Origin of the sequence: Paenibacillus sp. USHLN196, assembly GCF_037144955.1 — a bacterium.
GTDB lineage: Bacteria > Bacillota > Bacilli > Paenibacillales > Paenibacillaceae > Paenibacillus > Paenibacillus xylanexedens_C.
In genome coordinates, this window is the sequence record NZ_JBBCYH010000004.1 from 265,022 (window position 1) to 279,031 (window position 14,010).

Annotated in this window: 11 protein-coding genes; 8 read left to right on the plus strand and 3 right to left on the minus strand. The window is 46.8% G+C overall.

What is annotated here, in order from left to right; all coding sequences use genetic code 11:
* Positions 1–89 precede the first annotated feature (89 nt).
* Together bglX and WFI24_RS11120 are read left to right on the plus strand one after the other, a co-directional pair.
* Complete coding sequence (gene bglX / locus WFI24_RS11115) at positions 90–2,255, plus strand: beta-glucosidase BglX (protein ID WP_336760725.1); 2,166 nt, start codon at positions 90–92, stop codon at positions 2,253–2,255.
* A 77-nt stretch (positions 2,256–2,332) separates the two neighbouring features.
* Positions 2,333–3,349: a LacI family DNA-binding transcriptional regulator gene (locus WFI24_RS11120; protein ID WP_336760727.1), complete on the plus strand. Its 1,017-nt coding sequence runs from the start codon at positions 2,333–2,335 to the stop codon at positions 3,347–3,349.
* A 297-nt stretch (positions 3,350–3,646) separates the two neighbouring features.
* Here WFI24_RS11120 and WFI24_RS11125 read toward each other — a convergent pair whose 3' ends face one another.
* Together WFI24_RS11125 and WFI24_RS11130 are read right to left on the minus strand one after the other, a co-directional pair.
* On the minus strand, positions 3,647–4,711 hold the full coding sequence (locus WFI24_RS11125) for a phosphodiester glycosidase family protein (protein ID WP_336760729.1): 1,065 nt from the start codon (positions 4,709–4,711) through the stop codon (positions 3,647–3,649).
* Positions 4,708–5,118: a uroporphyrinogen-III C-methyltransferase gene (locus WFI24_RS11130; RefSeq protein WP_062833490.1), complete on the minus strand. Its 411-nt coding sequence runs from the start codon at positions 5,116–5,118 to the stop codon at positions 4,708–4,710. Before WFI24_RS11130 ends, WFI24_RS11125 begins: the two co-directional genes overlap by 4 nt.
* Positions 5,119–5,556: 438 nt before the next feature.
* Here WFI24_RS11130 and WFI24_RS11135 point away from each other — a divergent pair, with 438 nt between their 5' ends.
* The 3 genes from WFI24_RS11135 (at position 5,557) to WFI24_RS11145 (ending at position 8,387) form a co-directional block, all read left to right on the plus strand.
* The gene (locus WFI24_RS11135; protein ID WP_145319729.1) at positions 5,557–6,213 is read left to right on the plus strand and encodes a response regulator transcription factor; all 657 of its coding nucleotides are present in this window, start codon (positions 5,557–5,559) and stop codon (positions 6,211–6,213) included.
* A 134-nt stretch (positions 6,214–6,347) separates the two neighbouring features.
* A complete protein-coding gene (locus WFI24_RS11140; RefSeq protein ID WP_145319726.1) occupies positions 6,348–7,571 on the plus strand; it encodes an aminotransferase-like domain-containing protein in 1,224 nt (407 codons plus the stop codon).
* Positions 7,572–7,760: 189 nt separating this feature from the next.
* Positions 7,761–8,387 carry an FMN-dependent NADH-azoreductase gene (locus WFI24_RS11145; RefSeq protein ID WP_336760734.1) on the plus strand — a complete coding sequence of 209 codons (627 nt, stop codon included), beginning with the start codon at positions 7,761–7,763 and terminating at the stop codon, positions 8,385–8,387.
* Positions 8,388–8,500: 113 nt separating this feature from the next.
* Here WFI24_RS11145 and WFI24_RS11150 read toward each other — a convergent pair whose 3' ends face one another.
* Entirely contained in the window at positions 8,501–9,346 is an 846-nt protein-coding gene (locus WFI24_RS11150; protein ID WP_336760736.1) for a DUF2161 domain-containing phosphodiesterase, read from the minus strand.
* 362 nt (positions 9,347–9,708) lie between these two features.
* On the opposite strand from WFI24_RS11150, the gene WFI24_RS11155 reads away from it, so the two are divergent.
* The 3 genes from WFI24_RS11155 (at position 9,709) to WFI24_RS11165 (ending at position 13,989) form a co-directional block, all read left to right on the plus strand.
* Positions 9,709–11,604, plus strand: a complete 1,896-nt coding sequence (locus WFI24_RS11155) for a PrkA family serine protein kinase (RefSeq protein WP_036610009.1) — start codon at positions 9,709–9,711, stop codon at positions 11,602–11,604.
* A 243-nt stretch (positions 11,605–11,847) separates the two neighbouring features.
* Positions 11,848–12,855, plus strand: coding sequence for a globin-coupled sensor protein (locus WFI24_RS11160; protein ID WP_336760739.1), 1,008 nt, complete (start codon positions 11,848–11,850; stop codon positions 12,853–12,855).
* Between the two features lie 129 nt (positions 12,856–12,984).
* Positions 12,985–13,989 (plus strand): LacI family DNA-binding transcriptional regulator, encoded by a 1,005-nt coding sequence (locus tag WFI24_RS11165; RefSeq protein WP_145319714.1) that lies wholly within the window; start codon positions 12,985–12,987, stop codon positions 13,987–13,989.
* Positions 13,990–14,010: the final 21 nt, after the last annotated feature.

Consider the following 14,010-nt stretch of genomic DNA (forward strand, 5'->3'; position numbering starts at 1 on the left):
CAGTAATTAATTTTGAACCCGGTGCGCGGTCTCTCCCCGAACGCAGCCGGGTTCTTTATTTCAACAACTTGTAGTGGAGGATACTATTGATGAATAACGAGCAGTTGCTAGACCTGGTGAAACAGATGACGTTGGAGGAAAAAACAGCACAGCTTCTTCAGTTGACCGCCAATTTCTATGAAGGAACGAATGTGGAAGGTCAGATCACCGGACCGATGGAAGAAATGGGAATCACGGAGCAGTCCGTGGATGCCAGTGGCTCCATTTTGGGGTTGTCCGGTGCACAGGCCATCATTGATGTACAGCAAGCTTATATGAAGAAAAGTCGTCTGGGCATTCCACTCTTGTTCATGGCTGATGTTGTACATGGATTTAAAACCATTTTCCCGATTCCGCTGGCCATCGGTTGCTCATGGGACACAGAACTCGCTGAGAAAAGTGCTGAAATTGCAGCACGTGAATCGGCTGTATCCGGTTTGCATGTTACCTTTGCACCGATGGTGGATCTGGTTCGTGACCCGCGCTGGGGTCGTGTGATGGAGACGACAGGAGAAGATCCTTATCTGAACAGCTTGTTCGCGGCTGCATTCGTACGTGGATATCAAGGAGACAGCTTGAAGGATGAGCCGGAGCGTCTTGCAGCTTGTGTTAAACACTTTGCGGCATATGGAGCGGCAGAGGGTGGTCGGGATTATAATACGGTGGACATGTCCGAGCGTAACCTGCGTGAGTACTATTTGCCAGCGTACAAAGCAGCATTGGATGCGGGTGTGGAAATGGTCATGACTTCGTTCAATACAGTCGACGGTATTCCGGCGAGCGGCAACGAAAAGCTGATGCGCGGTATATTGCGTGACGAGTGGGGCTTTGATGGTGTACTGATCTCGGATTGGGCTTCCATTCGTGAGATGATTGCCCATGGCGCTGCGGAAGATGACCGTGAAGCGGCATATCGTGCCATTCGCGCAGGGGTGGATATGGAGATGATGACACCTTGTTATGTGCATCATCTGCCTGAGCTGATTGAGAGCGGTGAAGTAGAAGAGGAACTCATTGATGAAGCCGTTCTGCGAATTTTGCAACTGAAAGAAAAGCTGGGATTGTTCGACAATCCACTACGTGCAGCTGATCCGGAACGTGAGCGCGAGATTGTGTTCTCCAAAGAGCACCGTCAGGTATCGTATGAACTGGCAACGAAATCAGCTGTGCTGTTGAAAAATGATGGCAACGTTCTTCCGCTTCAGGCGGAAGCTAATGTAGCCCTAATTGGTCCTTTTGCACAGAGTCCAGACATTCTGGGTTGGTGGTCCTGTGAAGGGGTTAAGGAAGATGCAGTCAAGCTGGGAACAGCTCTGCAAGAGCGTCTGACGGGTGGGAAAGTTCAATTTGCCCAAGGCAGTGATGTTCATACCATTACAGCTGAGCAGATTGCCGAAGCTCTGGAAGTGGCAAGCAAAGCAGATCTGATCGTCCTAGCTCTAGGTGAAGACTCCGAGATGAGCGGAGAAGGTGGCTCACGTACGGATATTCGTCTGCCAGCGGCCCAATTGGAATTGGTCAAACAGCTCAAAGCAGCAAGGAAACCTATTGCCACCGTTATTTTCAATGGCCGTCCATTGGATCTGCATGGTGTAATCGATGAATCGGATGCTGTTCTTGAAGCCTGGTTCCCGGGCAGTGAAGGCGGAGCTGCGATTGCAGATGTTCTGACAGGTGTAGTGAATCCATCTGCACGTCTGACGATGTCCTTCCCGCAATCCGTAGGTCAGATTCCGGTGTATTACAACCATTTCAATACAGGCCGTCCGCTTAACCCGGAAAAGACGGAAGAACGTTATGTATCCAAATACATTGACAGCCCGAATGAACCTTTGCTTCCATTTGGCTACGGTCTCTCTTACACTTCCTTCGTTTATGGTGATCTTGAAGTGTCAAGTAACGAGTTGACTGCTGATGAGTCTTTGAGCATCCAGGTTCGTGTAACGAACACAGGTGAGCACGCAGGAGTGGAGACAGTTCAATTGTATGTTCGTGATGTAACGGGTGAAGTGGTTCGTCCGATGCGTGAGTTGAAAGGATATGTGAGACTTGCACTTGCACCAGGCGAGAGTGGTACAGCCACGTTTACATTAAATGAAGAACAGCTTCGCTATCACCATTCTGACTTAAGTCATCGCAGTGATCGAGGCGAATTCCATATTTTGGTTGGTCCGAACAGTCGGGATACCCAAAAGAAATCATTCCGACTCGTGTAATCCGATGGATGGAAAGAGTAATGTGTCAGGCCTTTCACTATGGGAGGCCTGATCAACATAACAGGGGAGCGAAGAATGTGGTCAGTATCAAGGATATCGCCAAACAGGCGGGAGTTTCTATATCCACCGTGTCATATGCGCTGAATGGCAGTAACAAAGTGACCGATGAGACGAGTTCCAAAATTTTGGCCATAGCCAAAGAGCTGAACTATGTTCCAAATGCCGCTGCAAGAACACTGAAGAAGAGAGAATCCAAAATTCTGGGTGTTTTCTTGACCGATTTTAGCGGAGATGTATATGGAGACTTACTTAGTGGCATGAAAGCCGTATGTAATGCTCAAGGTTATGACCTGATCGTGTGCAGCGGTAAACAGTCCCATCGCATGCTTCCGGAACGGATGATTGATGGTGCAATCATTCTGGATCATACGTTTGCAAGTGAAGAACTGATGCAATATGCCGATCGAGGGCACAAAATCGTTGTACTGGACCGGGAGATGGATCATCCCAACATTAATCAGGTTCTGCTGGATAACAAAGCCGGGGCGACACTTGCCATGGAGCATCTGATTGAACAGGGACATAAGAAAATCTATGTGGTGACGGGACCGGAAGGTTCGTTTGACTCTGTGCAGCGTTTGAAGGCTGTAAGACAGGTTGCGGAACGTGAAGCCGATGTAGAATGGATTGAGATCACGGGGGATTTTGAGAAGAGTGGTGGAGAACGAGCCGCAGATCAGATTGTACAGGCGTATGATGGACCTGCAGCTGTATTCTGCCTCAATGATGAGATGGCTATTGGCCTGTGTGATCGTCTCGCAGACAGTGTACTTGGCGTGGGTCAGGAGATTGATGTCATCGGATTCGACAATATTGAACTGAGCAAATACGTGCAGCCGAGATTGGCAAGCATTGATTATTCCAAACGCAAGTGGGGATCACTCGCTGCTGAACAATTAATCAAGATTATTGCTGGAGAACCCGTTGACCATGAACGGATATACGTGACACTGGTTGAGGGTGGGTCGGTGAGTGGACCTACTCTGTCTGATTCTATGATATCTATGCGGAATGACCGGGCGGTTAGCTATTGATCCCGTTTAGCAAGAGACAAGGCTTAGAAGAATTGAAGCATTCTTTTAAGCCTTGTCTCTTGCTATTTCGAGAATAAAGCATTAAAAAAAAGCCTCTCTGGAGAGAGGCTTGGCCTTTACAGGCCTTTTGTCTTGTCATTGTTGTAGGATGAAGTGAGAATGCCTGCAATGAAGAGAGTCAATACAACTGCAATAATCCAGAATGTCAGTGAAAACGACATACCCTTCGCACCTCCTGCACAAGCTCATTTTCTTCTATTATAACCATTATAAGTAGAAAAGAAATGCTTCACCCCATCATTTATAAAATAAAAAGTGTGTGGGCACCGGTCTGAGGCTGCCATCCGAAGGGTTATTCACAACCCGATTATTCAGAATAAGCGAGGAAGATCCACCGCCATCCAGATTATAGGCATCGATGACCCCAAGCTTGTACAACCGTCCTTGCAACTCTTCAAGGGTAGCACCAGAACTTCCGCCTTCATTATATCCATCGACCACGATGATCAACAACTGATCGTCTTTGTAATTGCCGATGACTGTACGAGGTGCTCGTTTGGGTGATACCTTCCACTTATCGGGAATTGCTGTTTTGCGCCCGTTCTGTAGCAGCACTGGCACAAATGTAGCCCCGAATTGCGGTTTCAGGCGATCCAGCGAGTTTTTATCGAAGAACTTGCCTCCGACCAGCTTGCCGGCATCATTAAGTCCTACAAAGAACAGATCTTTGAAACTGGACTGAAAACCATTCACGTATTTCCCATCCATGACGGTTGTGCTGAGAGGATAACGTTTGCCGCCACTGTCAGCGAACCCTCCCGCGTTGATCCCGGCAATTGCGCCGTTACGCTTCACAGCCTGCATGGTCGTCTCAGAACGTCCAGGTTCGCTATCCAGAGCCATCTGCATGGCTGTGGGATCTTTTAGCTTAATCTTCATGGCATAGCCCTTATAACTGCCAGGATTCACTCTGTACATTTCAATCGTCAGCCGGTCACTGTCTACCCGTTCAAATGGAACGCCCAGCTTGGATGAGATTCGTTTGTTATAAATGCTTTCTGGGCGATCTGCCTGAGTAGTAGCCTTCTGTACAAGTGTAGACATCGTACTCGTTGTCTTATTATAGAGCTGTGTCGTTCTTTTAATAGAAGAAGAAGTCTGGACAGCAGCGTCTTTTGCCCCGGCAAGCTCTTGGCTAATTGCTTGGGTCCGGGGAGTAATGCTGTCCTCTGACAGCTCGGTGGGAATCAAACCTCCGGGTTCAAGCGGAGGACGAAGCAGCAGCAGACATAATATCAATCCAACAAAAGGAGCGAGTGCAAGCATAAAAAAACGATTAACCTGTTTGACGGGTGTAATCATTTGAGCAGGTCCATCTTTTTCTGGAGTGTCTCCAGTTGTTTTTTGACTTCGCTCAGCTGGGTATACAGTTTGTTGCTGTTATCCGTTTTGTCACTTGCATTATCCTTGGTAAAAGTCAGCAATTCATTGAAGGATTGAACCTGTCCTTGCAGGTCAGCTACTTCCTTCGATATCGTTGTTAGCTGCTTTTCATAGTCGGTTTTTAGCGCTGCAATCTGCTGCTGATTATGGGCCTGAAGCTGGTTAATCATCTGTTGCTGGAGATGGTTACTATAATAGTAGGTTCCAACGACTCCTAGTGCAATCAGAACAATCCACATTACCAGAAACAGCTTGATTGAAGATCCGGCCTTGCCTTTGGCACTCCGGGTGTGATGGATGTCAGAGGGCGGGGCAGATGGTTTCATATCATCACTCCTGGTCATTTATAGGTACAAAAATTTTTCCAGTCCTCATTCTATCATGCCCCTATTGATTACGCAAAAATGAAATTCTTTACTTAATAGAGCAAAAAGAGATTGCATCGGAAGGAAGTCCTAGGATACAATTTCTTATAGATGCAATAAGTAGGAACTTTGGGCAGGTTTTTCGACTTTTTTAGATAGAAATGCAGGAAATTTATACTATATTTTGACCTTTCCGGGCATGGAGAGATGAACGTTATGGTGTTTTTAGAACAAAATACAGTGAAGATAGAGCTGTTTTAACAGCCTCATCCTGTATTTTTATGTTTTTCGACATAATCCGACCTGTGCTTCTTCTATACTCGGACTGTCGCAAGACGATGGAATCATCATGACAGAAGGTAGAAGTTATTTGTCCAATACATAACAGGGGGAACAACAATGAAAAAAGTATGGCAGGTGGTCATCGTAGATATCCACCCCACCAGCATGCTCGGTACAAAATTGATTTTGGAAGAGCAGCAAGATCTGACGGTACGTGGCATGACTTCGACCGGAACAGAAGGGCTCGAACTGGTGAACATTCACCAGCCTGATCTGGTTCTCATGGATTATCGTCTTCCGGAGGGCCAGGCAGATCAATATATTGCCCAGATGAAGAATCTGTCAGCACATAGTCACATCATCATTTTAACGGATGAAGACAATGTGAAGCTGTTTCGTCATCTGATGAGTCTTGGTGCAAGCGGCATGCTATCCAAACAGGCTTCCCCTAGCCAGCTGATTCATCTGATCTCGGGGTTACGTGAGGGCCATGTATCCATTCCATTATCGTGGTTGAACAGTGCGGAGTGGGCGCAACCCGTTGAGTCTCCAACAGAAGAACGTGTCATTGAATTAACCGAAACCGAAACTTTTATCATGGAAAGAATTGTTCAAGGGGTAACCTATGATAAAATAGCGAGTGAGATCAACGTTAGCAGGCGCTCGATTGATAATTATCTGCGTAAAATATACGTGAAGCTGGAAGTAAGCAGCAGAGCACAGGCCATTGAACGTTATGCCTTGCATGCAAGGCAATCGAAGACGGTATCCTGACGAACCAGGTATGTTCTTCTAGCATCACAACAGGTCAGGTGTGCATCCGGTCATATTCGATGGCGAGCAGGAATAGGTTGTAGGGCTGCGGACTGCGAGTTCAGTTTCGATAGGGATGAAAGGGGATCGGATCGATGAAATATTTCTTTGCTTCCCGTACCAACAGGCTATTGTCATCACCGCTGAGGGATATACGTGAGATGTCTGGCAGGGATTATTTCATTTCTCTGGCAGAGGAATTGCCTGCGGAGGAGTTGTTTCCTTTCAAATTGCTGGAAGAAGCAGCGGTGTCTGTTTTTAGTTCAGGCCCCTCTGCATTGCAATATGGTGAGCCTGCAGGCTACACACCCTTAAGAGAGTGGCTGAACAAAGACTGGAATGCACGCAAAGGCATACGAACGGTACCCGAGCAGATTCTGTTGACCACTGGTACCCAGCAGGCCATCGATCTGGTGATGCGTCTATTGCTTGAACCAGGAGACTCCGTGCTGGTTGAGCATCCTACATCTCCAGGTTGTCTTGAGGTTCTGGAGATGCAAGGAGCCAAAATTGTGCCCGTGATGGGTGATCGGGACGGGATACTGCCTGACCTTTTGGAGCATCACATGCAGCAAGTGAGACCGAAGCTGCTTTTTGCTGCACCCAGTTTCTCGAATCCGACCGGTGCTTTGTGGAGTATGGAGCGGCGGGAGGCTGTGCTTGATCTGTGTTCACGCTATGGTGTACTGCTTGTGGAAGATGATTCTTACGGAGAACTTCATTTCGATGGCCTTGAGCCGGCGGAATTCTATCGTAAATATCCTTCACTCTTTGCACTGGATACTGCCGACCAGGGTGGACATGTTCTCTACATCGGTTCGTTTAGCAAAACGGTAGCGCCCGCTCTTCGAACCGGATGGGCTGCTGGGCACCCTGCACTGATTCAGGCCATGGCTTCAGTTAAACGAATTGCAGATGGTCAGTCCAGTCCGATGAATCAGCGGCTGTTGTATCAGCTGTTGGCCCATTCTCCTTTTCGATGGAGTGATCATCTATCCATGCTGAATCGGGAGTATAAGACCAGGCTTAAGCTGATGCTTGAACTGTTGAAAAGACCGGGCTGGAAAGGGTGCCAATACACCATCCCTGAGGGTGGAATGTATCTGTGGGTACAATTGCCCGAAGGATTGGATAGTGGTGCTCTGCTTAAGGCGGCTCTGCCCAAAGGTGTATCTTTTCTTCCAGGATCGTTATGCTCCACAGGTGTACAGGATCAACGCTACATTCGATTGAACTTTAGCCATCCGGGACGCGATGAATTGCTGCTTGGCATGAACCTGATCAGTGAAACCATATCTGAATTTACGGCTCGCAGTTGAGCCGGATCGAAAAATAGATTGTAGCAAAATCCAAATTGGTTCATAAACATCGTGATTACGTTATTGCATCCACTAACATTTTTATATATAATATGAATTAATGAGTTGTTGGTTTCTTTATATAAGCTGCAATTGTGGTGAGTTCAGAAAAAGCACTCATATATTTTATTTAACGGGGGAAAATTCAACATGTCTAATATTTTATTCGTAAAAGCAAATGACCGTCCTGCAGATCAAGCAGTCAGCGTTAAATTGTACGATGCATTCTTGAGCGCATACAAAGAGTCCCACCCAGGTGACACAGTTACTGAGTTGGATCTCTACAATACAGAATTCCCATTCTATGGTAACACAGCTATCACAGGTACTTACAAAGCAGCTAACGGTTTTGAACTGACAGCTGACGAGCAAAAAGCAGCTTCACTTGCAGCACACTTGCAAGATCAATTCCTGGCAGCTGACAAAGTTGTATTTGCATTCCCACTGTGGAACTTCACTGTTCCAGCTCCATTGGTAAACTACATTGCTTACCTGAGCCAAGCTGGTAAAACATTCAAATACACTGCTGAAGGTCCTGTAGGACTTGCTGGCGACAAAAAAGTAGCTTTGCTTAACGCACGTGGTGGCGTTTATTCCGAAGGCCCAATGGCAGCTGCTGAAATGTCCCTGAACTTCCTGAAAACAGTTATCGGCTTGTGGGGCATTCAAAACCCTGAAGTGGTTATCGTTGAAGGACATAACGCTTCTGCAGATCGTGCTGAAGAAATCGTTACTGCAGGTCTGAAATTGGCTTCCGAAGTAGCAGTAAAATTCTAATAGCAATCATTTATATAGAACACATCAAAACACCTGTAGTCTCCAGTGGAGATTACAGGTGTTTTTTTTGCATTCTCATTTTTTTCACATCCGTTACTTCGGATGATTCCGAATCAGATCTTGCCTGTATTTTTCAAGTATAACTCTGCTGCTTCAGCAATGTGTGCAAGGTCATCCCTATTTTCACCAGATACGGAATACGTTACATCAAGTTCATTAATGGTTCGTTCAATCATATCATTATCCTCAAGCATGTGTGCATGCTCGGTTAACGCCTGCACTCCCTTAATCGTCAGAATATACTTTCCACGGGAGAGGCGTTCAAACCAGCCATAATAATTTTTTTGCAGAATCGCCGCTGCAGAACCTACGCCTGTCTGTCTGGCAAGGTTGGCCGGAGAGGCTTCTCCGTTCGTCCGTAGAGCGGATGCGACACGTAAAGCCTTCTCACGATATGCTGTGACCAGCTGTCTTCGTGTGCTGCCTCCCGTATTGTAGTCTCCGCTGCGTTCGTCGAATTCCTTGAGCAATCGTTTCCGCCGAACACCGCTTTTGCGAGCAACTTGATTGGCGCTAGTAAGGGGTGTCTGGGCGGAAGGTTCGCACAGTACATCAATCAGGGGGGCTTTGGTTTTGTAAAATGTGACAGTCAGCAGCCCCAGACCAAGTTGACTGCATAGTGAAGTCAATTCGCTCCAGCGTTGGTTCACGGCTCCGCGTTTACTGCGATTGCGCTCGACGGCCAGATACACGAACGGGCTAAGCTTCAAACGCTGCATGCCCTGCAATAACAGGGAGAGGTTGAATGTTTTTTTCATCTCCACGATCAGTGGTTCGTCCTGGTCCGATCTGACTCCAACGAGGTCACAATGCCTGACTTCCGCCTTGACGTCGAAGCCACGCTGCTCGAAGAAAGCCTTCACAGGCGAATATAATTCGGTTTCGTATTTTACTGCCATCGTCCGTGCTCCTTTCCTGAAGTGGCCTTGTCTCTGACCATACGTTGTCCGGTTTCCTGAATTTAGAACCCTCATTATATCATATTCGTTCTTTTTTTTCTGAAGGCACAAGATGTCTGATAGAACAGGGAATAGCCAAAATTCGAAACCTTGGATTGAAAAAAAGAGGTCAACTTATCCGATTTGCCGCATAGGTATGTAATACACTTTTCACAACAAAACAAGATGTTTGGACAGAGGGTGGCGGGACTACACAGGACCGCAAGATTGGTATTCAAGCAGGAGCCGCAATTCTATTGATTTCTTCATACCATTCGGAATGGTTGACAATCACACTAAAGGAGCCATGGGAGGTACCAAGCATGAATATTTTTGAACGCGTTGCGGAACATCGGGCAGAGAGTGACCGTTTGACATGGAACGGAACATTTGAAGATTATATTGCACTGCTGAGAGAGGACCCGACTCCGGCAATGACGGCTCACGCCAGAGTGTATGAGATGATTGAATCGTTTGGGGTGGAAGAAGTAGGTGGGCATAAGCGGTACAAGTTTTTTGAGCAGGAGATCTTTGGGCTGGACCGTTCGATTGAAAAGCTGGTGGAAGAATACTTTCACTCGGCAGCACGCCGTCTGGATGTACGGAAGCGGATCTTGCTCCTGATGGGTCCCGTAAGTGGAGGGAAATCGACGCTGGTGACGCTGCTAAAGCGAGGTCTTGAACAGTTCTCACGGACAGAGAAAGGTGCCATATACGCCATTGATGGATGCCCAATGCATGAGGAGCCGCTGCATCTGATTCCATTGGAGCTTCGTCCTGAAGTGGAAAAGGAGATTGGAGTCCGAATTGAGGGTAACCTTTGCCCATCCTGCCAGATGAGACTCCGTACCGAATATGGTGGTGATATCAGCAAGGTGCCGGTGGAACGGGTCATTGTTTCCGAAGATAATCGTGTGGGAATAGGAACGTTCAGTCCATCCGATCCGAAATCGCAGGATATTGCCGATCTGACGGGTAGTATCGACTTCTCCACCATTACGGAGTTTGGTTCCGAATCCGATCCACGTGCCTATCGTTTTGATGGAGAGTTGAACAAGGCGAACCGTGGGTTGATGGAGTTCCAGGAGATGTTGAAATGTGATGAGAAATTCCTGTGGAATCTCCTGTCACTCACGCAGGAAGGGAACTTCAAAGCAGGACGCTTCGCCTTAATCAGTGCGGATGAAATGATTGTGGCGCATACGAATGAATCGGAGTATAAGTCGTTTATCTCCAACAAGAAGAATGAGGCGCTGCAATCCCGGATGATTGTCATGCCGATTCCGTACAATCTGAAGGTGTCCGAGGAAGAGAAAATCTATGCCAAGCTCATTCAACAAAGTGACATGAAGCATGTTCATATTGCACCGCATGCACTGCGGACTGCGGCCATTTTTTCGATACTTACCCGCTTGAAGGAAACGAAGAAACAAGGCATGGATCTCGTTAAAAAGATGCGCATGTATGATGGTGAAGAAGTGGAAGGATACAAAGAAGCCGATCTGCGCGAGATGCAAAATGAGTATTTGGATGAAGGGATGTCTGGCATAGATCCACGGTATGTCATTAACCGGATCTCCAGTGCTTTGATCAAGCAAAATCTTCAGTGCATTAACGCGCTGGACATTCTGCGGGCGATCAAGGATGGTCTGGACCAGCATGCCTCGATCACGAAGGAAGAGCGGGAGCGTTACCTGAATTTTATCGCTCTTGCACGCAAGGAGTATGATGAACTAGCCAAGAAGGAAGTGCAGAAAGCATTTGTGTACTCATTCGAGGAGTCCGCAAGAACGTTGTTCGAGAATTATCTCGATAACATTGAAGCGTTCTGCAACTGGTCCAAAATTCGTGATCCGCTCACGGATGAAGAGATGGACCCGGATGAGCGTCTGATGCGTTCCATTGAGGAACAGATCGGAATCTCCGAGAATGCGAAGAAAGCGTTCCGGGAAGAGATTCTGATCCGAATCTCGGCGTACTCCCGCAAGGAGCGCAAGTTCGAATACAGCAGCCATGACCGTTTGCGTGAAGCGATTGAGAAGAAGTTGTTCACCGATCTGAAAGACATCGTCAAGATCACAACCTCAACCAAAACACCGGATGCAACACAATTGAAACGTATGAATGAAGTCATTAAACGCTTAATTGAGGAACATGGATACACTGCAGCCAGCGCGAATGAACTGCTACGTTATGTGGGCAGTCTGCTTAATCGCTAATCGGCAACGAACCATTCCGGATCAGGCTCCTGATGCCTGCTGTGAGGCTCCTTCACAGCAGGATCAGGGCCTTTTTAATTCTAAGAAGGTCATATTAATCTAAAAAGCTGACAAATAAGGTTAATTTTAAAGAGAATTAGTTCTAATGGTATATGTATAATTAGGTATTTTAGTCTATAATTGATACATATATTTACAATTTAAAGTAATTTAGTGTTTATTAAGGAGCTGACTGAACCCGATATGAGCAGTATTTCCACAACAAGACAGAAGCAACTTGATTACATGGGATTAAACGCAGGGGATCTTAAACTGCTTGCCGATCATCGGCCTGTTTTTAAAAAAGTCGTTAATGAAGTGGTAGATCATTTCTACAATCATGTGGGAAATTATCCTGTATTGGTAGAGTTGATCGCTCGATTCTCTACCATTGATCGTCTAAAAGAAACACAGAAAATGTACTGGTTATCCATGACGGACGGAGTCGTTGACGACGCATATATTGAGCAACGGATTGCGATTGGACTTGTGCATTCACGCATTGGTCTGTCTGAAGATTATTATCTGGGTACCTATATGGTCTACCTGGATATTGCAACGAGCATATTCCAACAGGTTATCCCTGATTCCTGGCATCTTGTCATTCAAGCGCTCAGCAAAATGTTCAATCTGGATTCACAGCTTGTCCTTGAAGCCTATGAGAAGAAAGAAAAAGAAAAGTTACATCAGCTTGCCGATGACCAACAACATACATTGCAGGCGATTACGCAGATTACCCAAGAGCTTACAGTCATGATTAGTGAATTAAATGAAAATGCAATGGCTATATCGAGTGTAGCCAAAGAAACTGCGGCTTCTCAGGACCAGGCTCAGGTTCTGCTCACCGAATTAACAGGGGAGATCCATCAGATTGGAAAAATGGGTGAACTCATTCGCGAGATATCGGATCAGAGTCATCTTGTCGGCCTGAATGCAGCAATTGAAGCTGCTCATGCAGGCGAGTTCGGCAGGGGCTTCGAAGTGGTCGCCAGTGAGGTGCGCAAACTTGCTGCCAGCTCCCGGGATGCCCAAGGTAAAATCCAGTCTAATCTGGAGCAAATCATGAAGAAACTGAGCAGTGTGCAGCAGGAGTCGGATCATACGTCCAGAGGGGCACGTAGCCAAGCGTCACGCTCGGCTGAACTCGCTGTATTTGCAACAACAATGGAGAAACTGTCTCTGGATTTGAAGAAACTGGAACAGCAGGAATAGACGTTTAATCCATTAGGAAGCTTCCATACCGTTTCAGGCTGTTTTAAGCTATAATGGGTAGACAAACCTGCCGATGTTATAGAATAAGCAGCCGGAGACAGGGGATTTGAAAGAGGTTGAGGTGATCAGATGGCTTCTATCCATGATGTGGCCAAGGAAGCGGGAGTATCTGTTGCAACCGTTTCCAAAGTGATAAACGATTATCCCGATGTAAGTGAAAAAACGCGCAAAAAAGTCAATATAGCCATCGAATTATTGAAATATCAACCCAATGTGGTCGCACGTGGACTTGTAAAACGCCGTTCATGGACGGTAGGCGTACTGTTAACGGTTCCGTTTACGAACCCTTTTGTATCAGAATTGCTGGAGGGGATCAAGACTGCGCTGGAGAACAGTGGATATGATCTTGTCCGCTTGTCGACTCGATTCGATGATCCGGCTTACTCGTTCATCAAACATTGCCGTAGTCGGAATGTAGATGGCGTTGTGGTATTTGGGGAAGGCAGAGAAAATGCGAGTATTCAGGAACTGGTGGATGCAGAGATTCCAACGATGTTTGTTGATACGGACATGTTGGGCAAGCGTGCCGGCTACATTACTACGGATAACGCAAACGGAATCTCGATGAGTGTCAAACATCTGCATGAGCTTGGGCATCGCAAGATTGCCTATATTTCAGGGACACTAGGACCTGCCGTAGCCAATCTGCGATTGGAAGGATATCGGGAAGGGCTGCGAGAATGCGGCATTCCGTATTCTACGGTATATCTGGAAGTCTGCGATTATTCATTCGATGGGGGAAGCAAGGCTGCCCGGCGATTGCTGGCCCTTCAGGATCAACCCACAGGAATTGTCTGTGCTTCAGACATGTCTGCCTTTGGTGCAATTCATGAAATTGAAAAGCATGGACTGAGTGTGCCAGAAGATATCTCGGTTGTCGGATTCGACAACACGTATTATGCTGAGGTGTTCAAACCGGGGTTGACCACGGTGAATCAGAATATCTATTCCATTGGCATCAAGTCCATCGAATATCTGATTGCCATGATCGAGAATCCGGCTTATTCTCCTCCCGTTGTTACGGAACCTTCCAATCTGGTGATCCGTCAGACGACAGCACCTTTAAAAGTGTAAATATGTAATGACTAATGACGT